The sequence below is a fragment of the Microcoleus sp. D3_18_C2 genome (assembly GCF_036702395.1).
Taxonomy (GTDB): Bacteria; Cyanobacteriota; Cyanobacteriia; order Cyanobacteriales; family Microcoleaceae; genus Microcoleus.
In genome coordinates this window covers 26,645-52,220 of sequence record NZ_JAUBTG010000011.1, presented here as the reverse complement: position 1 = coordinate 52,220, position 25,576 = coordinate 26,645, and the positions used below count along the sequence as shown (strand labels likewise).

Here is a 25,576-nt window from a genome sequence, read left to right as displayed (position 1 = left end):
AAATGAGAGCCATCCCTCCTGTGGATCTGCCGCCACCCGGGCCAACCGCAGCAACTCCCCAAGCCTCCCGACTAAGCCCGCTATTCAACCGCCTGCACCCCAGCCCAGAAACCCTCCTGCTCATCCTCTCCCTAGTCATAGGGGGAGTTACGGGCGCAGGCGTCGTCACCTTTCACTACCTCATCCACTTCATCCACAGCCTGATGCTGGAAGACTTCATGGGGGCGATCGCCTCGAAAGGCTCTTGGACGCTAGCCTGCATTCCCACCATCGGCGGAGTCATCATCGGGCTGATGCGGTGGCGGTTTCGGGACTTTGGCCCGAATATGTCTTCCTTAATTGCAGCCACCCGCGGCCTGCAAGAACTCTCCCCCCTCAAACCCATCACCAAAATGGTGGCAGCCTCAGTTTCCCTCGGCACCGGCGCCTCCCTCGGCCCGGAAGCCCCCAGCGTCGAAATCGGCGCCAACTTCGGAATGCTGCTGGCTCAAGTTTTACAGCTATCCCCAGAACGGCAGCGCTTGCTCCTGGGCGCGGGAGCTGCTGCAGGTTTATCCGCCGGGTTTAACTCTCCCATCGCCGGAGTCTTCTTTGCCTTAGAAGTCGTGCTCGGCAGCACCTTCGCCACTTCGTCAGTCAGCGTTGTCTTGCTCTCCGCCGTAGTTTCGGCGCTCATCGCTCAAATCTGCTTGGGAGCTCAGCCGGCCTTTTCTTTGCCGATATACGATGTCCGCAGCCCCCTAGAACTGCCTCTGTACATGGGATTGGGACTTTTAGCGAGCGGAGTGTCTCTAGCCTACACAGAAGCAATTCAATTAGCCGAGGGCTGTTTTCAAGGAAAAGTCCGAGGATTTGCTTGGCTCGGACGACTGCCCCGGCCGCTTCACCCGATCGTCGGCGGGGCCGCAGTCGGCTTAGTCGCCCTGCAATTGCCTCAAATTTTGGGTGTTGGCTACGAAACAGTCCAAGCCATGCTCCAAGATGTTAAATTTTCCTTGCCTTTGCTGTTGCTGCTGCTGTTTGTCAAACTGGCGATGACCGCAATCAGCCTCGGCAGTGGTTTAGTGGGCGGTATATTCGCTCCGGCGATGTTTTTGGGAGCTTCCCTGGGTTCGGCTTACGGCCTCTTTTTGGAAATGCTGCCGGCAATGAGCGATCGAGTCGCTGGCCCTGCCGCCTACGCAATGGTGGGAATGGCCGCCGTCCTCGCCGGCAGCGCCAGAGCACCGCTGACAGCCATCCTATTGATGTTTGAATTAACCCGCGATTACCGGATTGTCTTGCCTTTGATGGCAGCAGTCGGATTGAGCGTTTGGCTGGTGGAGTGTGTCAACCGCCGATCGACAGCCCACAGCCTCAACCTTCAGCAAATGGGCGTAGACGTGGCTGTCAATACACCGATCAAAGCCAGAGAACAGTTGCAGGATTGGGAAGATGTTCTGGGCGATCGCATCGTCACAGAACTGATTTCTTGCCAACTCCCCACCGACGGCGAACACAGTATCGAGGAGCCAGTGCTGGCGATCGCCAATGCACATTTGCCGGAAAATGTCAAACCATTACCTGAAACAAAATCAGCAGTTTGACCCAGCTCCAATCCCGTTGGTTCGTCACAAAACCAATAACCTCAAAGCTAAATCTCACAACCATGATATTTATCAACCCGAAAACCGATTACGCCTTCAAAAAAATCTTCGGTTCCTCAGAAAGCAAAGAGATTCTAATTAGCTTTCTCAACGCCTTGATTTATGAAGGCAATCCCACGATTGAAGACTTAGAAATCATCAACCCGAATCTACCACCCAAACTAGAAGGCTTAAAAGATAGTTATCTGGATGTGAAAGCCAAACTCAGCGATGGCACTTTAGTAATTATTGAAATGCAAGTGCTCAACGTCCAGTCTTTTGGGAAACGAGTTTTGTACAATGCAGCGAAGACTTACGCTTTTCAATTGGAAGCAGCACAAGGATATCGATTGCTGAAGCCAGTGATTGCTTTGACAATTACGGATTTTGAAATGTTTCCTAAGAGCCCCGAATTTATTTCCCGATTTGTGTTCAAAGAAGTCAATAAAAACTTTACGTATCCCGAAAACAATCTGGATTTAGTGTTTGTAGAGTTGCCGAAGTTTACCAAAGGACAGGAGGAACTTGAAACTTTAGCAGACAAATGGATTTATTTTATGAAAAATGCCAGAAGTCTGACATCGGTTCCAGAAACAATGGATAGCATACCAGAAATACATGAAGCTTTTAATATTGCGAATCAAGCCAGTTTGAGCAGAGAGGAAGTGGAAGATTTGGACAGAAGAGAACAGTTTATTTATGACCAACAGGGAGCAATTCTTAAGGCTGTTCAAGACGGCATAGAACAAGGCATAGAACAAGGACGAGAACAAGGCATAGAACAAGGACGAGAACAAGGCATAGAACAAGGACGAGAACAAGGAATGCGAGAAAAGGCGATCGCGATCGCCAGACAATTACTTTCACAGCTAGATAATGCCACGATCGCCCAAGTTACGGGGCTTAGCGTTGAGGATGTGCAGAATTTGCGCTCGACCAATTCATAGTTTAAAGTGGGCGATCGTACCTTGAGCCGATCGCCCACCCTAAACCCCTCGACATCGCAAACAGTGGCGCTAGCCTCAAATCTGCTCTAAAATAATCAAAAATTATAAACAACAAGCCCAGAGGCGCTGAGGTGACTCCTAACGAGGGAACGGCAAACAGCAAAAGTCAGAAAATACCCGGCAAAACCCCCTTGGGTTCTAGCTACTACGGCTTGTTAGGGCTGCATCCTTCCGCATCGCAGATCGAAATTCGGCGATCATACCGGGAACTGAGCAAACTCTACCATCCCGATACCACCGAGCTGCCACCCGCAGTCGCCACCGCCAAATTTCAGCAGCTCAACAACGCCTACGCCACCCTCAGCAACCCAGAACGTCGCCTCGCCTACGACCTCAAAATAGGCTATTCTCGCCTCAATGTGATTGGGCCACCTCCTGGCTTCAATACTCCGGTTTCGGGTTCGGGCAAAAAAACTTCCAACTCCGCTTACTTAGACCCCACGGATCGCCCTCTTTCCGCCGGAGAAATGTTCGCCCTGTTTATAATGGGAGCTAGCTTAATCGGATGTTTGGTACTGGCGATCGCGATCGGCTTAATTCGCGGCAATTAAACCCTCAAATCCCAAATCTCCAATCTAAAATCGGCAATCCTCAATCCTCAATCCCAAATCTAAAATCTAAAATCTAAAATCTAAAATCCCATGACTCTTCCTTCCGCCGACACTCCTTTGTACAACCATCCACTCCCAGAAATCGAGCAGTGGCTAAAAAGCCGCGGCTGCCAGCAAGATCGGCGAGAACTCCACTGCTGGCAGATCGAGCAACTTACATGGAAAGCAGAACTTTCCCTCGATATTGACCAACTTACCGTCCGCTACATCGATGCTGGAGCCGACGGCCAAGACATTCAGCGAGCATTCAAATACTCCCTCTCACGTCAGGACATTGAAGCGGCCGTTTTCTCCGGCCCCTAATTTGATTTTAGATTTTAGATTTTAGATTTTAGATTTGTCCTCCAATCTCACATCTAAAATCGTTATGTTGAGCAGGAACTGAGTGAAATTGGTATGAGATTTTAGATGGGGAATCCAGGTAAAAAGCCTCAACCCTGCAAGCATTTACATGGGATTGCGATCGTCCCGGTCGCTCTATTTTGCTGTGCAGGACGCTCGCAGGTGGCGTAAAAACGTTTTTTACTTTTATGGAGATGCTCCCTCAGAATCCACACCTACTTGGAAACTGAAAAATCAACCAAAAAATCTAAAATCTAAAATCCAAAATCCAAAATCCAAAATCGTTAGACTTTGCCAAATCGGCGGCTGCGCTTCTGATAATCAGACAAAGCGCGGTGAAACTCCGATCGATCAAAATCCGGCCACAGCGTCTCAGTAATGTAAATTTCCGAATAAGCCATTTGCCATAGTAGAAAATTGCTCAACCGCATTTCCCCGCTCGTCCGGATCAGCAAATCCGGGTCACAAATATCAGCAGTATACAAATAGCGTTTAAATAAAACCTCATCAATCTCCTCCGGCTGCAACTTGCCCTCTTTCACCTGAGTGGCGATCGCCCGACAAGCTTGTACAATCTCCTGACGCCCCCCGTAATTCGTCGCCACCGTAAACAAAATCCCCTGATTATGCTGAGTGGCCGTCACAGAACGCTCGATTTGGGCCTGCAAAGACTTCGGCAAAGCCTGCAAATTCCCCATAAATTGAATTTGCACGTCCTCGTCCACCATCTCCCGCAATTCTTGTCGCAACTTTCCCTCAAATAAACTCATTAAAAAATCCACTTCCCCGGCAGGCCGCCCCCAATTCTCCGTCGAAAAAGCATAGGCCGTTAAAGCTGGAATCCCCCAATCTTTGCAGCAGCGCAGCAGTTCCTTCAGAGTGCTAGCTCCTCGGCGGTGCCCCGCAATCCGCGGCAAGCCCTTCTTCTTAGCCCAGCGCCCGTTCCCGTCCATAATCACTGCTATGTGCTTAGGCAGTAGTTCCTGTTGCAGATCCTCCGGCAACTTTTCCAAGCAAATTCCTTGACTCATGGTTTCTCCCGATTACCCGACTAACGGCGCAGTATCCGTTTTAATAGCGTCACTCCCTTCAATCCTATCTGGCGTCCGAGATTGCCGATCGGAATTGGAGCCACAACTCTTTCTCCCTCGGACGGAAACAGCTTTGCTTCCAGCAATTCCTTAAGTTTGTTGCTAGTCAAAGGTCGATTTAAAAGTCCCATCTGGGCTAAAGAAATAGAACCCGTTTCCTCGGACACCACCACGCACACGCAAGCTTGCACCCGTTCCGTAATCCCCATCGCCGCCCGGTGGCGCGTTCCCAACTGCCGCGACGCAGTGCGATCGGACAAAGGCAAAATTACCCCCGCCGACACGATCCGCGAACCTCGAATCAAAACAGCCCCGTCGTGCAGCAAAGTTTGCGGCTGAAAGATAGTCTGCAACAATTCTTTAGAAACTTCAGCATTTAGCTTTAATCCCGGCACTGAAAAATCTCGATCGTCGATCGGAGAATCTGTTTCTATAATTAGTAAAGCGCCCGTGCGGTTTTGCGAAAGTTCTTTTACTGCGTCCACAATTTCATCTATTACGCTGTCCGGTTCGGGAGTTGGCCGGCGATCGCGTCCAAACAATTGCCGAAATTCCCCCCGACCCAATTGTTCCAGAAATCGGCGAAACTCCGACTGCAATATTACCGCCATTGCCACAGCCGAACCAGTCACCAAGCTATTTAGCGCAACGTGCAACAGCCTCAATCCAGCCCAGTTGCTCACCGCCGCCGCCAGCATCAAAATGATAAATCCCCGTACCATCCACAGCGTTCTGCGCTCGCCAACAATGACGAGCACCAAATACGCAAGGGCAAAAACCAGTCCAATATCGATCCCTTGAATCAATAAGGACTGAACCAGGGCCAAGTCAAAGCCAGATTGTTGATTGTTCATGGTTCATCGAACGCTACCGCCTGTGAACCGCGAACCGTGATGCACTCGAACCCGTGAACCATGAACAGTTGTTATAAGGAATACTCTGAAAATCCCCGTGTTTTTAGACCGGGGAGTGTCAATCCAATCGCGTGACTGAACAAGGCAAAAGTTAAAAGTGAAAAGGCAATCGTCACTAAGTAAACATAGATTGTCTTTCTTTTAACTTTTAACTTTTAACTTTTAACTTCTAAGTTTTTACTTTGGAGCTCCGAGTCGTTCAGGAAGGCGGTCAAGCCTCAGCAAATCCTGGTAAGTTTCCCGCTGTATAATCGTGTTAACTTCCCCATTTCTCACTAAAACCGCTGCCGGTCGGGGTACTCGGTTATAGTTAGAAGCCATACTGTAATTGTATGCCCCTGTGGCCGTAACCGCGAGGACATCTCCGGTCTGACACTCGGGCAATTTGGCATCTTTAATCAGAACATCGCCTGATTCGCAGTGTTTCCCAGCAATTGTCACTGTTTCCGTTAAGGCAGCAGACATTTTACCGGCTGCGAGGACTCGATAAACTGATTGATAGGTAATAGGACGCGGATTGTCCGACATCCCTCCATCCACAGCTAGATACGTCCGCATTCCCGGAATGACTTTTTGAGAGCCAACGGTATAAGCAGTGACGCAGGCTGTACCGACGAGCGATCGACCCGGTTCGCAAAGCAATTTTGGTAATGGCAATTGCTGCCGCTCGCAAGCTGCTACCACTGCGGAGCAAATTGTACGAGCCCAATCTTCAATGCTGGGAGGATCGTCCGCTTCAGTATAGCGAATGCCCAACCCACCGCCAATATTAATTTCTGTTGCTGGCAAACCATAACTCTGTGCTTTTGTCAAGGCCTGAATTATGACTTCGGCTAAATCGTCATGGGGTTGCAGTTCAAAAATCTGAGAGCCGATGTGAGCGTGTACTCCCACGCAAAATAAGGACGGCTGTTGGCTGATGAAAGTAAATACTCGATCGAGCGAGTTGGGATCAAAGCCAAATTTACTGTCGATTTGACCCGTCTGAATGTACTCGTGGGTGTGACACTCAATTCCTGGAGTAAACCGCACCATAACTCGTGTCGGCCCACCTGTGAGGCTGCTGACACCCAATTGTCCCAACTCTGCTAGAGTCTCTAAATCCCGCCAATTGTCGGCTACGGTAATGCAGCCGCTTTCGACAGCTAGCCGCAGTTCCTCGCGGGACTTGTTGTTACCGTGGAAGTAGATTTTGTCGGGACTGACTCCGGCTTGCAGTGCAGTGTAGATTTCTCCGGCGGATACGACATCTATCCCTAAACCTTCGGAAGCTGCGATCGCGCAAACTGCCAAACAACTCCAAGCTTTAGAAGCATAGAGCACTTGAGATTCGCCCGGATAGTAACGCCCGAAAGCATCCCGGTACTGGGTACAAGCCGCCCGCAACGTTTCTTCGTCTAAAATATACAACGGCGAGCCAAATTGCTCCACCAAAGCTGTCACCTCGCAGCCTCCGATTTCCAACCGATCGCTGCTGTTAACACTGGCTGTCAGCGGTAACAGTTCTTGATTGGGCGATCGAGTTTGCAGAGCTTGTTGAGACTCAGACAGATACTTAAGTCCCGATTCCACCCCGAAAGATTGAGTTGATACCATCGCGCAATAACTATCCTTACGGTCTTTCCCAGTGTACAATTGACCGCAAGCAATTGGGTCAGTTGCCCCCAGATTCATTCCGCAAGCAGGCTGACTGACTGAGACTCGATCGAACTGGAGCATCCTTGCAGTGAGTAATTATCAAATCTAAAATCTAAAATCTAAAATTTAAAATCGACTGTGCGTTTTCTACAAATTAAACATCTCGCAGCAGAACACCTCAACAGTGCAGTCGAACTCGATCGGCTTTGTTTTGCGGGACTTTGGACGATCGAAGGCTACAGGCGCGAGTTAGACAGTCCTAACAGCGATTTATTAGGTCTTTGGACATGGGAAACTGACGACTGTGAATCAGCTCAAAACCGGGCGAGCACGGGGACACCGCCCCTACAGATTCCCCCAACTCTCATCGGTATCGGTTGTTTGTGGGCGATTTTAGAAGAAGCTCACATTATAATGCTGGCAATTCATCCTCAGTTTCAACGTCAGGGTTTGGGACAAGCTCTGCTTTTGGCTTTGCTAAAATCGGCTTGTGACAGGCAATTAGAGCGATCGACTTTAGAAGTGCGGGACTCGAATTTAGCCGCAGTTGCCCTGTACAAAAAGTTTGGTTTTAAAGAGGCTGGACGGCGCAAGCGATACTACGAAGACACCGGAGAAGATGCTCTGGTGATGTGGCGCAGCGGTCTGGAAAAACCGGAATTTCAGCGAGATTTGGCGGATGAGAAACGGGAGATGTGCGATCGGCTGCATCAGAAAAACTGGCATTTGGCGATCGATAGTTTTGAGTTTTAAATGTAATTTATTGAGTCTTTAACTTGCATTGACCAATAATGGGTTACTCGATATAAATTTAGTTCAAAATCCTCATAGGCAATCAACCTCAGCATGGGAAGAAACCTCTGCCTGCACGATCGTACTTACCGCTTTGCTTCGCCCTCGTTTGAACCGTGCAGATTATAGTCTGAGCCAAACCCCTCGGAGTGTAGCAACACTTACTAATCGATCGGGAGCGATCGCACAACTGACAATATGAATACTACCCAAATTCCCCACGCATCTGAGGCCAAATTTTAGATAAAAAAAGCCCAGCTAGCTCTGGGCCTCCCAAAGCAACAAATTCTTGATATGGGCTGCCGGTTAAGGATGAGTTTAGGGGATCGATCGCCCATCAAACTAATAAGTTTTGTGCAAAACCCGGCCTGTACTGCGAGAATTATCACTTTTGCGCCTGCATGACAGCCAAAAAGATTATGCTAGAATCCATCAATACGCAGTCGTAGGTTGGGCACGGGCCGAGAAGAGCAATCTTCTTGCAGTCTAGGGGAGGTTGTAGGTCAGCCACCATTTGGGTCTTCCCAGTTGAAAGCCACCCTGCAACATGAGCCTGGAATCTGCAACCGCAGCCGAGTGCGGCAGATAGGTTGGGAGTGTCGCGCTAGAATAAGCAGTACGAGTTAACACTCGAACACAAACGCTCGTTGTGCGAGCGTGACCTCGAAACGGGCACATAGCAGCAGGTGATGGGAATAAATCATGTTTGAACGCTTCACAGAAAAAGCAATAAAAGTAATCATGTTGGCCCAGGAAGAAGCTCGCCGCCTGGGTCACAACTTCGTAGGGACAGAACAGATCCTCCTGGGTCTGATCGGAGAAGGAACCGGGGTTGCAGCGAAAGTCCTCAAATCAATGGGCGTCAACCTGAAAGACGCGCGCATTGAAGTGGAAAAAATCATCGGGCGCGGTTCCGGCTTCGTAGCAGTCGAAATTCCGTTCACTCCCCGCGCCAAGCGGGTTCTAGAACTATCCCTAGAAGAAGCTCGCCAACTCGGACACAATTATATAGGTACTGAACACCTGCTGCTGGGCCTGATCCGCGAAGGTGAAGGAGTAGCGGCCAGAGTCCTGGAAAATCTGGGAGTAGACTTGTCGAAAGTCCGCACCCAAGTGATTCGGATGCTGGGAGAAACCGCAGAAGTCGCAGCCACGGGCGGCGGTGCCCGCACCAAGACTCCAACCCTGGATGAATTTGGAGCCAACCTGACTCAAATGGCGGTCGATGGCAAACTAGACCCAGTAGTCGGACGCCAAAAAGAAATCGAACGGGTAATTCAAATCCTCGGTCGCCGCACCAAAAATAACCCGGTGCTCATCGGCGAACCCGGAGTCGGTAAAACCGCGATCGCCGAAGGTCTGGCCCAGCGCATCGCTAACAACGACATCCCAGACATCCTCGAAGAAAAGCGCGTCGTTACCCTCGACATCGGCTTGCTCGTCGCTGGTACCAAATACCGGGGCGAATTTGAAGAACGCCTCAAAAAAATCATGGACGAAATCCGCACAGCGGGTAACGTGATTTTGGTGATTGACGAAGTGCACACTTTGATCGGTGCTGGTGCGGCGGAAGGCGCGATCGACGCGGCCAACATTCTCAAGCCGGCTTTGGCAAGAGGCGAGCTCCAGTGTATCGGCGCTACAACTTTAGACGAGTACCGCAAGCACATCGAGCGCGATGCAGCCCTAGAACGGCGCTTCCAGCCCGTTATGGTCGGCGAACCGACTGTAGACGAGACGATCGAGATTCTCTTCGGTCTGCGGGAACGCTACGAACAGCACCACAAGCTGAAAATTTTGGACACGGCCCTGGAAGCTGCAGCCAAACTCTCACATCGGTACATCTCCGATCGCTTCCTCCCAGACAAAGCAATTGACTTGGTAGACGAAGCTGGTTCCAGAGTTCGCCTGATCAACTCCCAACTGCCCCCCGCAGCCAAAGAACTTGACAAAGAACTGCGCCAAGTCCTCAAAGATAAAGACGAAGCGGTGCGTTCTCAAGACTTTGACAAAGCCGGCGAATTGCGCGATCGAGAAATGACGATCAAAGCCGAAATTCGCGCAATTTCCCAAGCTAAAAAAACCGACTCGGCCCGCACCGGCGAAACCGACCCATCGCCAGTTGTCACCGAAGAAGACATTGCTCAAATCGTGGCAAGCTGGACGGGCGTCCCGGTCAACAAACTGACCGAATCCGAATCCGAAAAGCTGCTGCACATGGAAGATACCTTGCACCAGCGCTTGATCGGCCAGGAAGAAGCAGTGAAAGCCGTTTCCCGCGCCATCCGTCGCGCCCGCGTCGGTTTGAAAAATCCCAATCGCCCGATCGCCAGTTTCATCTTCTCCGGGCCTACCGGCGTCGGCAAAACCGAACTCACCAAAGCCCTAGCAGGCTACTTCTTCGGTTCCGAAGATGCCATGATTCGGCTGGATATGTCGGAGTACATGGAACGGCACACCGTCTCCAAACTCATCGGTTCTCCGCCTGGGTACGTCGGCTACAACGAAGGCGGCCAACTCACAGAAGCAGTCCGCCGCCGTCCTTACACCGTCGTGCTGTTCGACGAAATCGAAAAAGCCCACCCCGATGTCTTCAATATGCTGTTGCAAATATTGGAAGACGGCCGCTTAACAGATGCCAAAGGTCGCACCGTGGACTTCAAAAACACGCTGCTGATTATGACCTCAAACATCGGTTCTAAGGTGATTGAAAAAGGCGGCGGCGGTCTCGGTTTCGAGTTCAGCGACAACCAAGCCGATGCTAATTACAACCGCATTCGTTCTTTGGTTAACGAAGAACTCAAAAACTACTTCCGCCCCGAATTCCTCAACCGACTCGACGAAATTATCGTCTTCCGCCAGTTGAACAGGGAAGAAGTCAAAGAAATCGCCGTCATTATGCTCAAAGAAGTGTTCAGCCGTTTGACAGAACAGGGCATCACCCTGGAAGTGACCGAAAAATTCAAAGAACGGCTGGTAGAAGAAGGCTACAACCCCAGCTACGGAGCCCGACCCCTGCGCCGCGCCATTATGCGCTTGCTGGAAGACAGTTTGGCTGAGGAAATCCTTTCTGGCCGCATCAAAGACGGCGACACCGCTGTTGTTGATGTGGGCGAGGACGGAATTGTTAAGGTGCTGCAAGGTCAAAAGCGGGAATTGCTGCCCCAAGGCGTTGAGTAAGTTTGAGTAAGTGCGATCGCGAGTAAAGTTTTGAAATAACCAATCTCGCGATCGCAAACAACTCAAAATCCTCACATAAAAAAGGTAGAGAATTTAAATTCTCTGCCTTTTTTATGAGTTAATATCAAGATGAGAGTTATTGTATAAATCTTTGATTGATAGGGAAATCGCAGGTGCAACGCCGATGCCTTTCTAGATACTTTGCAACTTTGCAAATGCCTGCACTTCACGTCTAGTAATTAACAGCGACATACTTCAATGGTAAGCTGTACTGCATTTAAATTGTATATTTTGGGCTGGTTCGCGTGTGCAGCTAGTCATGGTTTGATGATTTGTAGAGATGCAATTTAAATGCTGAGCGAGCTTAATCAGATAATTAGTGGCAACTATTTAGCGAGGACTTTCATGACATCTGAAAAAAAGAATTTGGGTACAGAAGTAGCAGAAAATCCGCCTGAAAGCTGGTGGCAGAAAGCGTGGAAGTCACAGCGAGAAAATCTTCAGATAGTGATTATTGCTTTAAGTTTAGCAATAGTGATTCGAGCCTTGGTCGCCGAACCGCGCTACATACCCTCAGATTCTATGGTACCCACTCTGCACGTGGGCGATCGCGTCGTAGTCGAAAAAATCTCCTACTACCTCGAACCTCCAAAAACTGGCGACATCGTAGTATTTGCCCCGCCCGAAAAGTTGCAAGAACAAGGCTTTACCCAAGACCAAGCATTCATCAAGCGGGTAATTGGCTTACCGGGTCAAACAGTCGCCGTTAAAAAAGGTTTAGTTTATCTCAACGACAAACCCCTGGTCGAAAAATATATTGCCGAACCTCCTAAATACCAGTGGGGGCCTTATCGCGTTCCAGAAAATGAATACTTTGTGATGGGAGACAACCGCAACAACAGCAACGACTCCAGCAGGTGGGGATTTTTACCTAAGCAGAATATCATCGGCCGTGCTGTAGTGCGGTTTTGGCCTCTAGAACGCATCGGGGAAGTTTGAAGAAGTCATTAGTCATCAGTTATCAGTCATTAGTTATTGGTTATTGGTTGGTTGTTAGTTTGAATAACCAATAACCAACGCTTTTGGGGCCCGATGCCCTGCGCGGGCATCGGCCCTGCGCGGGCATCGGCCTCTCCTGTACGGAAATTTCTACTAATTCTTGTACCTTGAGGGGTAGGGACTTCCTCCGGCAACTGATAAAATGGTACAAAAAGCAGCGGGTTTTCTCGCCTCGATCAAAATTAGTTGAATATTAAAAAATTAGGAAAGCTATGGGATTTTTTGATTCGGAAATTGTTCAGCAAGAAGCCAAGCTGTTGTTTGAAGACTATCAATCTCTCATCAAACTAGGTGGAAATTACGGCAAATTCGATCGCGAAGGCAAGAAAATGTTCATCGCTCAGATGGAATCGATGATGGAGCGCTACCGTATTTTTATGAAGCGCTTTGAGCTGTCTGAGGACTTCATGGCTCAGATGACTGTAGAACAGTTAAAAACACAGCTCAATCAATTTGGCATCACGCCCCAGCAGATGTTTGAGCAAATGAACTCAACGCTGGAGCGGATGAAATCTGAGCTGGAAAAACAATCCTAGTGTCAGAAGGAAGAAGGAAGGCACAACACGGATGTTGATACGGATACACGGATTAATTATCGAGTGTGAGCCAGAAGCCAGAAGTCAATCGATTTTAGATTTTAGATTTTAGATTTTAGATTGAAGCATTGACCCCACGCATAAATACGTTCGGCAAGTTTCATCTGATACAGGTTTTTTATTTCTCCACGGATGAATCACGTGGCGGGTATCCTGGATTCTTTCGGTCAGAGGAGAAATAATGGGTAATTGTCAACTGCCAAGTGTCAATTGTCAACTGTCAAACACCAACTGCCAACAGTCAACAGTCAACTGACAACTGACAACTGACTGATAATTAAGGCCGCTCAAAAGATGAAGCAGGTTTGAAACTTTCTGCGGGAACTCCCTGCAAAGCTTGGCTCATAAAATCACGCCAAACAGGGGCGACAATCCCACCGCCAGTAGCACCGTAGCTCATCGGTCTATAATTGTCGTTGCCCATCCAAACAGCCACCGACAACTGGGGCACGTAACCCACAAACCAGATATCGCGTTCTGAGGAAGTTGTACCTGTTTTCCCCGCAGCCGGCCGGCCAATTTGAGCCGCCCTTGCAGTTCCGCTGGTAATTACGCCTTGCAGGGCGCTGTTGACAGATGCCGCCGCCCAGGAATTGAGAACTAATTTGGGTTTGGGCGTATTGTCGAGCAAGACGTTGCCACTGCTGTCAGTGACTTGCACGATAAACGTGGTGTCAGAATGCCAGCCGTTGTTGGCGAAGGTAGCAAAAGATCCGGCCATTTCTAAAGGAGTGAGGTCAACTGCACCCAAGGGCAAAGAAATCACCGGTTCCATCGGACTTCTGATGCCGAGCACGCGGCAAATCTCAATCACTTTATTCAATCCGACTTCTTGGCCAAGCTTGACGGCGGGAATGTTCAGAGAGACTTCCAATGCTCTGCGGATGCTGACAGCACCGGAGAAGCCGCCACCGTAGTTTTGAGGGTAGTAGTAGCCGTCGCCGTCGCGGTAGCCGACAGGGGAGTCGTAGACAACTGAATCGGGGGCGTATTTGCCGCTAGCAAAGGCAGCGTAGTAGATAAAAGGTTTAAAAGCAGATCCGGGCTGGCGGCGTGCTTGAATGGCGCGGTTGAACTGACTCTTTTCGTAATCGACGCCGCCAACCATTGCTTTGACGAAGTGGGTGCGGGGATCGACGGCGGCTAGGGCAATTTGACCTTCATCGCGATCGTAAAACAGCCCTTGGTAGTAAAGCCGATTGTGCCACGCTTTGACGGTTTCTTCGGCTATGCGCTGCATTTTGAGGTCGATCGTGGTTTGAACGCGCATTCCTCCCTTAACCACGGCATCTCGCCCAAAACGCCTTGTCAGTTCTTGGACTACGGCTTGTGTTACGTAAGGAACTTGAGAGCCGCCAAAAGAGGTAATTTTGCCTAGCTTAATTTTTTCCTGTCGGGCTGCTGTCTCTTGGGCCGGCGTAATCCATTTAAGATCCTTCATGCGGCCTAAAACGAGGGCTTGCCGCTCTTTTGCCAATTTGTAATTGACGAAAGGACTGTATTCTTCGGGGGCAGAAATTAAGCCGGCCAGCATCGCTGCTTCTGAAAGAGTCAAATTACTTGCGGATTTGTTGAAATAGCTTCGAGAGGCTGTCTCTACGCCGTACAAGTTGTGACCTAAGTAGATTTGATTCAGGTATAGTTGCAGAATTTGGTCTTTGTTGAGAATTTGCTCCAAGCGGATAGACATTACCGCTTCAGCTACCTTGCGACTAAATTTTGACTGGGGAGAGAGAAACAGGTTCTTGACTAGCTGCATAGTCATAGTCGAGCCGCCTTCAACGGTTCTACCTTTCTCTAGGTTGACCATCAGAGCTCGGGCTATCCCGCCGGGGTTGATACCTTTGTGGGTGAAGAAGTTGCTATCTTCGATCGCCAGAACAGCTCGTTTCAGGTTCGGGGAGATTTGGTCAAGGGGTACGACATCCCGGTTGGCTTCGTCGTGGATGCTGGCTAGCGGCTTGCCGTTGATGTCGTAAATGTGGGTAGTTTCTGTGGGAGAGTAGGTTTGCAAGATCCGAACATCTGGCAAATTGCGGAAGCTGATCGCTAAGCCAACCAGTCCACCAGCGACTACGGAACTGGCAAGCATTGTCATGCTGAGTATGGTTCCGGCGGTCACTTTACTGACTGACTGAACAAACTCGAATACGGGGGCTGAGTTTTCCGTGTTATTGCGGACTGCGTTGGTTGACACGTGGATTTCACTTCCTCACTCGATTTGGGGTTTAAGACTTTTAATTTTAGATGCGAAACCTAGAGACTGTCAGTCGATCGATTTTAGATTTTAGATTTTAGATTTTAGATTTTAGATTTACTCCACAGATCAATTTAGGAGTTTGAACTAGCGTCTAAAATTGTGGGATGTCGGCGACTGTTGTCGGGGCTGGTATCCGTTTTTGGGCGGGGTCAGCTAATGAAAGCCGGTCAGGTTTCGGATTATAGTAGCGTGATAGTTATGTTTTTATGCGTCAACCAGTGAGTGTAACTAATTCTGCTGCACTTTGGCAAAATATGATGAACGATCGCTCCCCGATGATAACTCCTAACCTTTCAGCACTTTACCGCGGCATCAGCGAGATTTTTCCAGATCGACCTGATTCTAGCAACTCTGACGAAAATTTAGCCCAACTGCTGGCCCAAGTCGATCGACCCTTGCGAGTCAAACTGGGAATCGACGCCACAGGGGCGGACATTCACTTGGGACACAGCATTTGCTTCCGCAAACTGCGGGCTTTTCAGGATGCCGGTCACACAGCGGTACTGGTCATCGGAGATTTTACCGCAAGAATTGGCGATCCGACAGGGAAGTCCGAGATGCGAAGCCAGTTGACAGCCGAACAAGTGGCGGAAAATGCCAAGACTTATTTAGACCAAGTGCGTCCGATTCTAGATTTTGACACGCCCGGACGTTTGGAAATTCGCTATAACTCCGAGTGGTTGTCGAAATTGGACTTGGCGAAGATTTTGGAACTGCTGAAGACGATGACGGTGCAGCAGATGCTCGCTAAAGAGGGATTTGATAATCGGATGCAGCAGGAAAATGCGATTTATCTGCACGAGTTTCTGTACCCACTAATGCAGGGTTACGATTCGGTGGCTTTGGAGGCTGATGTGGAGTTGGGGGGAACTGACCAAAAGTTTAATATTGCGGTGGGGAGAGATTTGCAGCGGCATTTTGGGATGAAGCCGCAGTTTGGTTTGCTGATGCCGATTTTGATAGGGACTGACGGGGTGCAGAAGATGTCGAAATCTTTGGGCAATTATGTGGCTTTGTCGGAAGACCCGCTGACGATGTATTCTAAGTTGGAGAAAATTGCTGATAGTTCGATCGCCCAATATTTTGAACTATTGACAGATTTGCCACTTGATGAATTGCCAGAAAATCCGCGAGAAAAACAGAAACTTTTGGCTGTGGATGTGGTGCGCCAGTATCGGGGGCAGGAAGCGGCGGATCGCGCACAACAAGATGCAATGGCGCTGGTTAAAGGTGCTGCGGGACAAGCTGATGCTGTGGCGGAGTTTTCTTTGGCAAGTGTGCAATTTCCGGCTAAGTTGTTTTATATTCTGAGTGCTAGCGGGCTTTGTAAAAGCAGCGGTGATGCGCGGAAGTTGATGCAGGGCGGCGGGGTGAAGTTGGAGGGCGATAAAGTTTCTGATGTTAACCTCACCTTTGAATCACCTGCTGATTTATGCGGTAAGGTTTTGCAGGTTGGGAAGAATAAGTTTGTGCGATTGGTGTCTTGAATAGACATCTCCAATAATTATTGTGGAACAGGCATCTTGCCTGTTCAAAGCAGGCAATTATTGCGATGACTAATCTATTTTTTTAACCGCAGATGAATACTGAAGATGAACGCTGATGAACGCTGATAATCGAATTATTGTTGCTTTGGATGTTTCGAGTCAAGAAGAGGCGATCGCGCTTCTGGACAAACTGCCGCAAGTATCTTTCTGTAAAGTGGGTTTGGAACTGTTTGTGAGTTCCGGGCCGGGGATTTTGGAAATTTTAAAACAACGGGAAAAGCGGATTTTTCTCGATTTGAAGTTTCACGATATCCCGAATACTGTGGCTGGTGCTTGTCGGGCGGCTGGTAAGTATAATGTGGATTTATTGACGATCCATTCTACTTGTGGTAAAGATGCTTTGAAAGCGGCACAGTTGGCTTTGACTGAAGGGGCGGCGGCTGTGGATAAACCGAGTCCTAAGTTGATTGCTATTACTCTATTAACGAGTTTGAATTCGCGACAGTTGGCTTTTGAGTTGAAAATACCTTTGGAGTTGCCGGAATATGCTTTACACATGGCATTGTTGGCTAAGGAAACTGGTTTAGCTGGGGCTGTTTGTTCTCCGCAAGAAGTGGAACAGTTAAGAATGAGTTGCGGGGATGATTTTGTGTTAGTTTGTCCCGGTGTGCGTCCGAAATGGGCTGAGGGAGGCGATCAAAAAAGATCGATGACTCCGAAGGCGGCTTTGAAAGCTGGTGCGGATTATCTGGTGATTGGGCGCCCGATTACTGCTGCGGACGATCCGGCGGCGGCTTTTGCGCGTATTTGTGAAGAGTTGGAGTAACAATATGAATGTTGTTTTTAACTCACATCTTGCACCATTCTCAAGAACAGGCAAGATGCCTGTTCCACAAGAAAATTCACTCTTTGTGGAACAGGCATCTTGCCTGTTCATAAAAGGCTTATTGAGAATGGTGCAACATCTCAGTTTTAACCGCCGATAAACGCCGATGAACGCCAATGGAATTTTATCTGCGTTCATCTGTGTTTATCTGCTGATATCTGCGGTTGCAACTCCGACTTTGGCTGCTAATGTTGTCACAAATGCCGATCGCACTATAAACGCAAGTGGGTATGGTTGGTTAGCGCGATCGCCCTGTCCCGCTGATTTAGAAACTTTGGTCGATCGCCTGTTGCAAGATTTGCCGAGTTATGCTAATCGCGTAATTGTGCGATCGCACTTTTCTCCTAACACTAACACACCGCCCGGTTACGCGCTGCCTCAAATAATTTTAGCCGGCCGCCCGGAGTTTGAACCGCTACCTTTGAATTTTGAAGATGCGCTTCCTGAAAATGCCAGTCAAGTTTTCATTACTACTTTGGAACGGCAGTATCGCGGGGGAAAACGAGTTGAAATTGAGCAATATCATTGGTTATTTTTCACTAAAACGGAGAACGGGTGGGAATTAGTGAAAATTGTTTCTAGGTATGATACCGTGGCGGCTGTTAGTCCGTTGTTGCGGCCACAGGGGGAGAAAAGCGAAATTGCTGAGGCGATTCGTTTGTGGCTGCGCGATTGTCAGGCAAAGCCATAGCTTTCGCTGGTTCCGATGATTTTTTTTACACTTAAAAATAGCCTCTTGACAGCACGTCATCTTCGTCTAGTTCATCTTTACCAATCATCCCTTCAATCTCACTTAAAAATCTCATAAAAACTTCCGGTGCAAAGGGGTTGTTATCGAGATGGTTGACAAAATAATCTTTATTTTTCTTTCTTCCCTCTACCGTACTAAAAGCACTTCTTATATTAGACGATAAGCGTTTTGCTTTTCTCAAAATTAGTATCTCATCAATAGCTGTGAGTGATGAGCTAATCGGCGACATATCAAGCCACTCACATAGCAAGAAATACTTGGCTCCTGGTACACTCAATTTTACATCCAGGGCAGTTGCTGCGCCCTCTTGAAACATGGTTTTATCAAGATTTGTTTTACACTCAGCCGCAACATAAGCAATATTTGCCTCACGGGAGGTAGTCTCCTTAAAATCTTGGTTATGAGAGGCTTTTAGGAATATTTTTCTACTAATCGCAAAATCTTGATCCTTGGCTCGAATACTCATCCCGCCGCCTTTTGGACTGAGTTTTAAACTTGACTCAAATCGTAGTGATGAAAAACACTGTGTTGGGCCAAAGGATAATTCTTTGTCCTTTAATGAATCTGCAAAGACGGTTGTAACTAAGATAGGTATAAATTCTTCAATAATTGAGTTGTCAAGTTTTAATTGCCCTTTTTGACGGTACAAAAAATCATTGTCACTGTCAAAAATTAGTTCAACGTCAATGTATCGCTTATAGGAGGTTAGATGGGATACCATCTCTGGAACAACTTTCAGATCATCCCCCCTGATGTTTTTAAGCGTTTCCAACCATTTTTTGTAGTATTCGATTGCTTGATTAACACGCCGTTTATCTGTAGGAGGTAATTTCACGTTATCAAGTAATGCTGCTAGTTTGTCCCCATGTGGTTGAGCTAAATTAAACATAATTTTCTGCTTTTGGGTTGAGTATTTCAATGGTTTTTCGTGAACGCTGCAGATCGAAATAAGGTGAGGGCTGTACTGTGGCAGCCTTATCGATAGCATCCTTGATTTCATCTTTTACTTGTTCATTGGCTACGGAATAAGCAGATATTAAAGCTTCTATAGAAAGAGTTCTGGCTTGATGTATGGCAAAATAATACTGTAAGTCTTCTCTTTTTGTAAAGTGTAGTATATCTTCTTTGATAATTTTTCCATAACGATTTACAAAACTTCTTTCTTGACGGATATCTAAGCTAATCCCCAAGACTTGACGAGCAACTTCTGCAACTAACTCCCCATTTAAAAAAGGCGTTCCTCTAATATTTGATTCTTTACCTAGTACAAATATTATTCTACTGTTAGGGCTGCATATTCTTAACAATTCTTGCAAAGTATAGGCGATGTCTAAGCAATATTGAATGACAGTTAGAAATCTATTACTTCTATGCTTGCGATTAGAACCAAACTCTGATTTTGCCACCTCTAAAATTTTCCAATTTAGTGCTTCAGTAGAACCGCGATACTGCTGATGATAGTTAAATACATTGATATAAGGGGGGGAGGTAATCACAAGATTGACGCTGGAGTTTTGTAAGGGAACGTGTCTTGCATCGGCATTGTAGGCATTTATCGGCTTTTTACTATAGGGTAGTTTAAGGACAAAAGTAGCGATATTTTCCGCAAGTGTAAAAACTCTTGATTTGGTAAGTTTTTTGTTTTCTAAGTCTAGCAATATCACTAATACTTCATGTAAAACATTAAGGAAGTTTTCTTCATCATCAACGGCTACATCTACAATTTTATCTATTAAATCATTAGGTGTAAGTTCTTTTTGTATTGTTTGGAAGAGTGGCATTCTCTCCCATATCTCTGTTTTTAGTTGAGCGAGAAAACAATTGATACATTTTTCACGCTTTCCGGGTGAAATAGTGATGAATTTATAAGTGTTAGCTAGGATTAAAGCTGCTGGATTGATTTCTGTTCCGCAGGCTTCCACTCCGAATCTTCCTGCCTCATATAAAACTGTTCCACTACCTAAAAATGGATCAAAAATAACACTATTTTTAGTTGCGTATTTATCAATCAAAGTTTGGACGAACTGGGGTGAAAATTGCCCTTTCCAAGGAAGTGGATTAGTACGTTGTTTATCTTCAATGTCTAATAGTTCTTGAGGAATTTCTTGTCTATTGATAGGAGTTTCACTAAAAATACTAGAGACAACCATAATTCGGATTTTTACTACGGGGCGTGAATTTATGAATGGAAAGCGGGAACTTGTTTTGTAGATGGCAGGTAAAAATCAGAGATTGTTGGTGAAACCCGTCCCCTACTAATTGCACATGAAAATTAATTATAATTTTTCGGTGGGTGGGGGCGGGTTTTAAGATTGTGGGTAAAAATCCGAGATTGTGCCTCAAACCCGCCTACAAATCAACAAGAAAAATTGATTAGAATTGCTCTTTGAATTCATCCAATTTAGCCTTGATAGCTTGCATATCTTGCCACATAAACCATTTCGGAGTTTCCGGTTCGCGGGAGGGGTTTCGCAACAAGTACGACGGGTGAAAAATTGGCATACACAAACGATTTTCCCATTCAATCCATTGACCTCTAATTTTACTAATGGGGCGCTTGTCGCTTAGCAAACCTTTGAGGGCGGTTGCACCGGTTAATAAAATAATTTTGGGGTCTAAGATGCGGATTTGTTCGAGCAAGTAAGGTTTGCAAGCTTCGATTTCTTTTGCTGTCGGAGGGCGGTTGTTGGGAGGGCGACATTTGATGACGTTGGCAATGAATACGTCGGTTTCTGCACTCAATCCCACGGATTCTAAAATCTTATCTAACAGTTTGCCCGATCGCCCGACGAAGGGCAATCCGGTTTCATCTTCGTTTTGTCCGGGCGCTTCTCCCACAATCAAAATTGAGGCTTGAGGATTGCCGCGGCCGATGACGGCGTGAGTGCGGCTGTTGCCCAATTCGCAGCGGTAGCAGCGGTTGCAGTGCTCGCCGATTTGTTCCATATTTTGATAAGTGCCGGGAGGAATGGGAATTTTGGCATTTGCTGGTATTGAGTCTGTTTGGAAAGTGGCACTTTGATTGTTGTCAAAAAGGCTGAGTTGCAAGTCGCTGGACATACTTTTTACAATTAGGGAGATATTTTTGAGCCTAGAGTTTATAGTTTAGATCGGGTTGTGTGATTTGAGATTGGCTAGAAGCTTGTAGGTGATGCTGTCGATTCCCTACGGGATAGCTACGCACGCGCGTACAATCTCCAATTAACACTCGCACAATCTCCAATTGTTTGGTTGAGCTCGTACAGGCAAAAATATGTTCTCTAACCCGTTTTTTGACGATCGCGCCGATGCAGGCGAAAAACTGGCCGAGGCAGTTGTGGACGAGTTCGGCAAGTTGAGTTTAATGACACAGAAGGCGGTGAAACCGATTGTTTACGCCTTGCCGCGCGGGGGTTTGCCCGTTGCTGTGCCGATTGCGCGCCGCTTGGGCTGTCCTTTGGATGTGGTTGTCGCCAAGAAAATTACTCGCCCAGATAATTTAGAATTGGCGATCGGGGCTGCAACTGCTGATGGTCACGTCCTCTGGGAAAAGCAAAAGCAGCACAATTTACGCTTGCAAAAATCAGCCCTGCCTCTGGCTCAAAATAATGCTCAATCTCTGCTGGCAGATTTGTCTCCTGGACGCCCAAATATAAGCGCGGCTGGGGCTTTGGCGATTTTGGTAGATGACGGCATTGCTACGGGGATGACGATGGCTGTGGCGGCTAAGGCTTTGGAGTCGCAGCAACCGCTGGCTTTGTGGATTTGCGCGCCTGTCGCCCCGGCAGATTTGATGGGATTTTTGGCCCAAATGGGCGATAAGTTGATCGTTCTGGAGACTCCTCACCCTTTTTACAGTGTCAGTCGCTTTTATGGGCAATTTCCGCAGGTTGAGACGGCGGAGGCTTTAAGGTGTTTGCAGCAACAAACTGAATGGCGATCGTAGGTTAAGCTAGAAGGCTAAATCCAAAAGCTCGATCGCTAAAACATGAGACCTTGGCAATATTGGTTGGACACTTTGATTCTGTCTACTCAGCACAATCCGCCTCGCTTTGTTGAGTTGGTGATGTTGACTTTGGCGATGATGTTGCTGGGGCTGTGGAGTGTAACATTGCAGTGGCAATATTTAACGTTGTCTTTGAGTTATATAATTGGTTCGTCTTTTTCAATTTTGGTGCGGGAATCCATCGGCCCACGGCCTCAATTTCAGCTAACTCATCTGACAGCGTTGCTGTTATTAATTATCAGTTTTTATAGTTTTGCTGAACTGATTAGGTAGTTAAGGCCGTTTTGATTTGTAGAGGCGGGTTTGACAATGTGATTGCGAAGGTGGTGAAGCAATTGCATAACTTATATAGCAATCCTCAGCGGGTTGTGAACTAGATATTTTTTTGAACTAACCGCGAAGACGCGAAGGACGCGAAGAAAAGATCGAGAGTTCACCAATAATTAGACCTCATCCTACATTCTAATTAGATTGATGTAAAATTATGCGGTTCCCGGCAGGATCGAAGGCATAGATTTCTAGACCGTGAGAAGCTTTGATAATTTCTCCGCTGGGCGGATAACCTAAAGCCCAAATTCGGGCGATCGCAGTTTCGATATCGCTGACTTCCAAACACAAACTCATGCCTGTTTTTGCTCGATTTGCAAATTCCGATTTGTGGGAATCTTTGGGTTTGAAGATGCCGAGTCTTAAGCCGTTGAGTTGAAATTCCGCATAAGTATTGGGAATGTAAGGGTTTGGTTCTATGTCGAGAAATTTTGTATAAAATTTAACGAGAACTTCTTTATCAAGGTCTGCTAAAGTCACTAGGGCGGCGCTGTATTGGAAACTCATATAAATTGGCACTGCGTAGTTGGTGATGGGGAATTGATAATATTATAACTTTCTATCTATTTAAAATCCTCCAATTCGTCCGAGTATTTGGATTTTACCTTGTCGATCGCTTTTGAGAATCACAGCTTCGCCACTTTGCGGTACAATATCAGTAATCGCGGTAATATTTACTTGATGAGTTACCAGAATAATCGCGCCTTTTGTGTTGCGATTATCAACAATTAATTTGCGGATTGTCGCTGTTTGTCTGGCTTCTGTGCTGCTGTCCCTAAAGAACGAGTTCAGCGCTGGGAAGGGTTCGACTTTGCCTAACTTTATCAATTTTGCTGTTTCCAAACACCTACACCACTGACTCGATAAAACTCTGGCAACTTTGATGTTGCGGTTGCGAAATTCGGCTCCAATTTGCTTGGCTTGGGTTTGTCCCTGTGCTGATAAATTGCGCTGGGTGGAACAGTCGCCTAACTTAAAGTTAGCAGGATCTCCCGTACCTGGGGCGATCGCGTGTCGCATTGCTACCACCAACCCTGTCTCCCCCCGCTGCAACAATTGCCACCCTGCTTGAGTTTGGGCGTTGGTTGCTGCGTCAGAACTTGCAGTTGCAATCATTAAGCCGATCGACAATACTAAAGCTAGCGACCGGAAAAACCATTTCCAGTTAAGGTAAATCCGTGCAGCCATTGTTGCAGAAGTTAGGAATTAACTTATCATATTATAATACAACAAATATTGCTCTATGGAACTCACCAATTTTATTGCTCTGTCTGTCATTATTGCCCTTGTGCTGGGGATTGGGTTTGGAACAATGACTTGGGCTTACTTCGGCAAGGGCAGCATTTCTGTAATATTTAAAGAACCAATTTTAAATTCCCCAGAATTTCCCGATACCGACAGTGGCAGCAAAGCTTCCGTTTATTTTCAACAAGGAATTGAGGCTTATCAGTCGGGAAAGTACCGCAAAGCCAAAGATAAATTTAGCAGCGCTGTAGAACAAGTTTCAACTTTGGCAGAAGCTTACCACAATCGCGGCTTAGCTTTTGCAAATTTGCGATCGGATGACGAGGCTGTTGCAGATTTGATCCGTGCCAGCGAATTATACCAACAGCAGGAGGCTGGATTTGCGATCGACACGATTAAACAAAATCTGGCAGCCTTGAAGCAGCGCAAATTAGAACGAGAAAAACAAAAAGCAGTAGCGAGATAAATTATTATGTTCAACCAGTTGGACTCAACTCACACCTAGATTTGAGGTCTGAAAAACCCGGTTTCTTGAGTGTGGTTGGGAGAAACCGGGTTTGTTTACATAATTTTTATTAAAGTTGAAAATCAAGATTTAACCTTCTCCTTCTCAACTAAATTGTTCTGGTATCTTCTATTTGGTCGATTTTAGCAATCATCATTTCTCGGCTAGGTGCCACAACTCGATAATTAGTAATGGGATCGTAAGCTTCCCATTCTTGAGTCACTTCGCTGTCTTGCCACAAAAACCATTCCCGGTAAATTTCGCCGTCATCAATGTCGCCGCACAAGGGAAGCCAATCATCTCCTCCCAAGCTCTCAAAATCTCCTCCTACTAAGTCAATCCAAGCTGTAAGGATACAAGAGTCAATAACATTATTATTAACAGTGACTGCGTTAGAGTGAAGAGAAGTTTCGGGAAAACAAAGTGTGGATTTCATAAGCTGTACCTGAATGTTATGTTATTAATTTATAAAAAAATCTTCTACGGCAGTGAAAGCAGAATGCCACTATCCTAACCTCCACAGTTCCCACCTCGAAAAACCTTGACACCCAAAGCGCTCAAATGCCTCTGCTGTAAGACTTGAGACCGCTTTGAGTCAAGTCGCTACAGAGGCTAAATTGAGCCACTTTGCCAACTGGCATAGAAGAAAGCCCGATCGACCAAATATTGTTGGCGAAGGAGCTCGCGCATTAAGGAGCGAAGACAGCGCGACTGCCAATTGTATACTGGGTAAGTTGGCGAGTTTCCGTACAGTTTTTGTGGTAAAATTAGCAGTAACCGGACTTTCGTACCGACAGCCTGGTTTGGTCAAAAGCTTTGCAACGAGCTTTCCAACGGTGGTGCGATCGCCAGTTTTGATTTATTGTTAATTTTGCCAAGTCCCGATCGACTGTTAGGGGGAAAAAATTATGCAAGCAACCAACCAAGAAGGAATTATCAATCTGACAATCCACTATACCAACGGCAAACAGCAACACTTCCAGTTCATTGCGCCAGAGGGAACAGTAGGAGAGCAAGCAACTTTAGGCACTCGCCTGCACAAAATGTTGACGGCAGACCCGATAATTCTCGAATTGGCAGATAAACTGGTAGTTATCCCAGTTCACAACATACAAAGTATTGAAATATCGCCGGTTCCTCCCAAATTGCCAGAGGGTGTGCTTTACCCAATGCGAGAAATCAAGAAATAGCTAAGGTGTTCTGCATCTAAATTAAACTGCAAAGGCGGGCTGAAACCCATGTCATGCCGAGTTTGAATAAGCATAAATGTGTACC

General features: G+C 47.1%; 26 protein-coding genes. 16 read left to right on the top strand and 10 right to left on the bottom strand.

The annotated features are described in order from the left end of the window. Positions 1–2: 2 nt before the first annotated feature. The 4 genes from QUA88_RS09905 (at position 3) to QUA88_RS09890 (ending at position 3,546) form a co-directional block, all read left to right on the top strand. Positions 3–1,586, top strand: a complete 1,584-nt coding sequence (locus QUA88_RS09905; RefSeq protein WP_333271477.1) for a chloride channel protein — start codon at positions 3–5, stop codon at positions 1,584–1,586. Positions 1,587–1,648: 62 nt separating this feature from the next. Then, positions 1,649–2,572, top strand: a complete 924-nt coding sequence (locus QUA88_RS09900; RefSeq protein WP_333271474.1) for an Rpn family recombination-promoting nuclease/putative transposase — start codon at positions 1,649–1,651, stop codon at positions 2,570–2,572. 131 nt (positions 2,573–2,703) lie between these two features. Then, entirely contained in the window at positions 2,704–3,183 is a 480-nt protein-coding gene (locus QUA88_RS09895; RefSeq protein ID WP_333271471.1) for a J domain-containing protein, read from the top strand. 90 nt (positions 3,184–3,273) lie between these two features. Continuing rightward, entirely contained in the window at positions 3,274–3,546 is a 273-nt protein-coding gene (locus QUA88_RS09890) for a DUF3143 domain-containing protein (RefSeq protein WP_333039717.1), read from the top strand. Positions 3,547–3,869: 323 nt separating this feature from the next. On the opposite strand, the gene QUA88_RS09885 is transcribed toward QUA88_RS09890, so the two are convergent. From QUA88_RS09885 to lysA, 3 genes are all read right to left on the bottom strand, one after another. Next, entirely contained in the window at positions 3,870–4,616 is a 747-nt protein-coding gene (locus tag QUA88_RS09885; protein ID WP_333055497.1) for an isoprenyl transferase, read from the bottom strand. A gap of 20 nt (positions 4,617–4,636) precedes the next feature. Continuing rightward, positions 4,637–5,530 (bottom strand): diadenylate cyclase CdaA, encoded by an 894-nt coding sequence (gene cdaA, locus QUA88_RS09880; RefSeq protein ID WP_333055496.1) that lies wholly within the window; start codon positions 5,528–5,530, stop codon positions 4,637–4,639. Positions 5,531–5,767: 237 nt separating this feature from the next. After that, entirely contained in the window at positions 5,768–7,186 is a 1,419-nt protein-coding gene (gene lysA, locus QUA88_RS09875) for a diaminopimelate decarboxylase (protein ID WP_333271564.1), read from the bottom strand. Positions 7,187–7,366: 180 nt separating this feature from the next. Between lysA and rimI the strand changes: the two genes are divergently transcribed. The 4 genes from rimI (at position 7,367) to QUA88_RS09855 (ending at position 12,795) form a co-directional block, all read left to right on the top strand. Then, on the top strand, positions 7,367–7,981 hold the full coding sequence (gene rimI, locus QUA88_RS09870) for a ribosomal protein S18-alanine N-acetyltransferase (protein ID WP_333231149.1): 615 nt from the start codon (positions 7,367–7,369) through the stop codon (positions 7,979–7,981). Positions 7,982–8,722: 741 nt separating this feature from the next. Beyond that, on the top strand, positions 8,723–11,200 hold the full coding sequence (locus QUA88_RS09865) for an ATP-dependent Clp protease ATP-binding subunit (protein WP_333055947.1): 2,478 nt from the start codon (positions 8,723–8,725) through the stop codon (positions 11,198–11,200). Positions 11,201–11,605: 405 nt separating this feature from the next. Further along, a complete protein-coding gene (gene lepB, locus QUA88_RS09860) occupies positions 11,606–12,199 on the top strand; it encodes a signal peptidase I (RefSeq protein WP_333055946.1) in 594 nt (197 codons plus the stop codon). 272 nt (positions 12,200–12,471) lie between these two features. Beyond that, on the top strand, positions 12,472–12,795 hold the full coding sequence (locus tag QUA88_RS09855; RefSeq protein WP_006632589.1) for a DUF1825 family protein: 324 nt from the start codon (positions 12,472–12,474) through the stop codon (positions 12,793–12,795). A 337-nt stretch (positions 12,796–13,132) separates the two neighbouring features. Here the strand turns inward: QUA88_RS09855 and QUA88_RS09850 are convergent, their stop codons facing one another. Beyond that, the gene (locus tag QUA88_RS09850; protein WP_333055945.1) at positions 13,133–15,052 is read right to left on the bottom strand and encodes a transglycosylase domain-containing protein; all 1,920 of its coding nucleotides are present in this window, start codon (positions 15,050–15,052) and stop codon (positions 13,133–13,135) included. 317 nt (positions 15,053–15,369) lie between these two features. Between QUA88_RS09850 and tyrS the strand changes: the two genes are divergently transcribed. From tyrS to QUA88_RS09835, 3 genes are all read left to right on the top strand, one after another. Continuing rightward, on the top strand, positions 15,370–16,602 hold the full coding sequence (gene tyrS / locus QUA88_RS09845; protein WP_333271561.1) for a tyrosine--tRNA ligase: 1,233 nt from the start codon (positions 15,370–15,372) through the stop codon (positions 16,600–16,602). Positions 16,603–16,717: 115 nt separating this feature from the next. After that, positions 16,718–17,428 (top strand): orotidine-5'-phosphate decarboxylase, encoded by a 711-nt coding sequence (gene pyrF / locus QUA88_RS09840; RefSeq protein WP_333208187.1) that lies wholly within the window; start codon positions 16,718–16,720, stop codon positions 17,426–17,428. Between the two features lie 166 nt (positions 17,429–17,594). Next, positions 17,595–18,179, top strand: coding sequence for a hypothetical protein (locus QUA88_RS09835; protein ID WP_333208100.1), 585 nt, complete (start codon positions 17,595–17,597; stop codon positions 18,177–18,179). A 31-nt stretch (positions 18,180–18,210) separates the two neighbouring features. Here the strand turns inward: QUA88_RS09835 and QUA88_RS09830 are convergent, their stop codons facing one another. The 3 genes from QUA88_RS09830 to QUA88_RS09820 form a co-directional block, all read right to left on the bottom strand. Continuing rightward, positions 18,211–19,128: a Bpu10I family restriction endonuclease gene (locus QUA88_RS09830; RefSeq protein ID WP_333263263.1), complete on the bottom strand. Its 918-nt coding sequence runs from the start codon at positions 19,126–19,128 to the stop codon at positions 18,211–18,213. Then, the gene (locus tag QUA88_RS09825; RefSeq protein WP_333271464.1) at positions 19,121–20,389 is read right to left on the bottom strand and encodes a DNA methyltransferase; all 1,269 of its coding nucleotides are present in this window, start codon (positions 20,387–20,389) and stop codon (positions 19,121–19,123) included. Before QUA88_RS09825 ends, QUA88_RS09830 begins: the two co-directional genes overlap by 8 nt. 223 nt (positions 20,390–20,612) lie before the next feature. After that, positions 20,613–21,299, bottom strand: a complete 687-nt coding sequence (locus QUA88_RS09820) for a uracil-DNA glycosylase (RefSeq protein ID WP_333271461.1) — start codon at positions 21,297–21,299, stop codon at positions 20,613–20,615. A gap of 193 nt (positions 21,300–21,492) precedes the next feature. Between QUA88_RS09820 and QUA88_RS09815 the strand changes: the two genes are divergently transcribed. Beyond that, positions 21,493–22,164, top strand: a complete 672-nt coding sequence (locus tag QUA88_RS09815) for a phosphoribosyltransferase family protein (protein ID WP_333062723.1) — start codon at positions 21,493–21,495, stop codon at positions 22,162–22,164. A gap of 42 nt (positions 22,165–22,206) precedes the next feature. Then, positions 22,207–22,497, top strand: coding sequence for a hypothetical protein (locus QUA88_RS09810; RefSeq protein ID WP_333164903.1), 291 nt, complete (start codon positions 22,207–22,209; stop codon positions 22,495–22,497). Positions 22,498–22,686: 189 nt separating this feature from the next. Here QUA88_RS09810 and QUA88_RS09805 read toward each other — a convergent pair whose 3' ends face one another. Continuing rightward, positions 22,687–23,058, bottom strand: coding sequence for a VOC family protein (locus QUA88_RS09805; RefSeq protein WP_333271457.1), 372 nt, complete (start codon positions 23,056–23,058; stop codon positions 22,687–22,689). 60 nt (positions 23,059–23,118) lie between these two features. Next, positions 23,119–23,739, bottom strand: a complete 621-nt coding sequence (locus QUA88_RS09800) for a histidine phosphatase family protein (RefSeq protein ID WP_333231165.1) — start codon at positions 23,737–23,739, stop codon at positions 23,119–23,121. A gap of 55 nt (positions 23,740–23,794) precedes the next feature. Here QUA88_RS09800 and QUA88_RS09795 point away from each other — a divergent pair, with 55 nt between their 5' ends. Next, on the top strand, positions 23,795–24,262 hold the full coding sequence (locus tag QUA88_RS09795; RefSeq protein WP_333055935.1) for a hypothetical protein: 468 nt from the start codon (positions 23,795–23,797) through the stop codon (positions 24,260–24,262). Between the two features lie 148 nt (positions 24,263–24,410). On the opposite strand, the gene QUA88_RS09790 is transcribed toward QUA88_RS09795, so the two are convergent. Continuing rightward, the gene (locus QUA88_RS09790) at positions 24,411–24,737 is read right to left on the bottom strand and encodes a hypothetical protein (RefSeq protein WP_333055934.1); all 327 of its coding nucleotides are present in this window, start codon (positions 24,735–24,737) and stop codon (positions 24,411–24,413) included. 154 nt (positions 24,738–24,891) lie between these two features. Here QUA88_RS09790 and QUA88_RS09785 point away from each other — a divergent pair, with 154 nt between their 5' ends. Then, positions 24,892–25,170: a hypothetical protein gene (locus QUA88_RS09785; protein ID WP_333208105.1), complete on the top strand. Its 279-nt coding sequence runs from the start codon at positions 24,892–24,894 to the stop codon at positions 25,168–25,170. Between the two features lie 39 nt (positions 25,171–25,209). After that, a complete protein-coding gene (locus QUA88_RS09780) occupies positions 25,210–25,491 on the top strand; it encodes a hypothetical protein (protein ID WP_333082156.1) in 282 nt (93 codons plus the stop codon). Positions 25,492–25,576: the final 85 nt, after the last annotated feature.

What these genes read in the sequence shown, in the direction of transcription:
- QUA88_RS09790 (WP_333055934.1), bottom strand. Translation starts at nt 24,737, where the DNA reads ATGAAATCCACACTTTGTTTTCCCGAAACTTCTCTTCACTCTAACGCA.
- lysA (WP_333271564.1), bottom strand. Translation starts at nt 7,186, where the DNA reads ATGGTATCAACTCAATCTTTCGGGGTGGAATCGGGACTTAAGTATCTG.
- QUA88_RS09835 (WP_333208100.1), top strand. Translation starts at nt 17,595, where the DNA reads ATGAACGCCAATGGAATTTTATCTGCGTTCATCTGTGTTTATCTGCTG.
- QUA88_RS09780 (WP_333082156.1), top strand. Translation starts at nt 25,210, where the DNA reads ATGCAAGCAACCAACCAAGAAGGAATTATCAATCTGACAATCCACTAT.
- QUA88_RS09820 (WP_333271461.1), bottom strand. Translation starts at nt 21,299, where the DNA reads ATGTCCAGCGACTTGCAACTCAGCCTTTTTGACAACAATCAAAGTGCC.
- QUA88_RS09810 (WP_333164903.1), top strand. Translation starts at nt 22,207, where the DNA reads ATGAGACCTTGGCAATATTGGTTGGACACTTTGATTCTGTCTACTCAG.
- QUA88_RS09865 (WP_333055947.1), top strand. Translation starts at nt 8,723, where the DNA reads ATGTTTGAACGCTTCACAGAAAAAGCAATAAAAGTAATCATGTTGGCC.
- QUA88_RS09885 (WP_333055497.1), bottom strand. Translation starts at nt 4,616, where the DNA reads ATGAGTCAAGGAATTTGCTTGGAAAAGTTGCCGGAGGATCTGCAACAG.
- QUA88_RS09905 (WP_333271477.1), top strand. Translation starts at nt 3, where the DNA reads ATGAGAGCCATCCCTCCTGTGGATCTGCCGCCACCCGGGCCAACCGCA.
- lepB (WP_333055946.1), top strand. Translation starts at nt 11,606, where the DNA reads ATGACATCTGAAAAAAAGAATTTGGGTACAGAAGTAGCAGAAAATCCG.
- QUA88_RS09830 (WP_333263263.1), bottom strand. Translation starts at nt 19,128, where the DNA reads ATGTTTAATTTAGCTCAACCACATGGGGACAAACTAGCAGCATTACTT.
- pyrF (WP_333208187.1), top strand. Translation starts at nt 16,718, where the DNA reads ATGAACGCTGATAATCGAATTATTGTTGCTTTGGATGTTTCGAGTCAA.
- QUA88_RS09855 (WP_006632589.1), top strand. Translation starts at nt 12,472, where the DNA reads ATGGGATTTTTTGATTCGGAAATTGTTCAGCAAGAAGCCAAGCTGTTG.
- QUA88_RS09805 (WP_333271457.1), bottom strand. Translation starts at nt 23,058, where the DNA reads ATGAGTTTCCAATACAGCGCCGCCCTAGTGACTTTAGCAGACCTTGAT.
- tyrS (WP_333271561.1), top strand. Translation starts at nt 15,370, where the DNA reads ATGATGAACGATCGCTCCCCGATGATAACTCCTAACCTTTCAGCACTT.
- QUA88_RS09800 (WP_333231165.1), bottom strand. Translation starts at nt 23,739, where the DNA reads ATGGCTGCACGGATTTACCTTAACTGGAAATGGTTTTTCCGGTCGCTA.
- cdaA (WP_333055496.1), bottom strand. Translation starts at nt 5,530, where the DNA reads ATGAACAATCAACAATCTGGCTTTGACTTGGCCCTGGTTCAGTCCTTA.
- QUA88_RS09795 (WP_333055935.1), top strand. Translation starts at nt 23,795, where the DNA reads ATGGAACTCACCAATTTTATTGCTCTGTCTGTCATTATTGCCCTTGTG.
- QUA88_RS09900 (WP_333271474.1), top strand. Translation starts at nt 1,649, where the DNA reads ATGATATTTATCAACCCGAAAACCGATTACGCCTTCAAAAAAATCTTC.
- QUA88_RS09815 (WP_333062723.1), top strand. Translation starts at nt 21,493, where the DNA reads ATGTTCTCTAACCCGTTTTTTGACGATCGCGCCGATGCAGGCGAAAAA.
- QUA88_RS09890 (WP_333039717.1), top strand. Translation starts at nt 3,274, where the DNA reads ATGACTCTTCCTTCCGCCGACACTCCTTTGTACAACCATCCACTCCCA.
- QUA88_RS09825 (WP_333271464.1), bottom strand. Translation starts at nt 20,389, where the DNA reads ATGGTTGTCTCTAGTATTTTTAGTGAAACTCCTATCAATAGACAAGAA.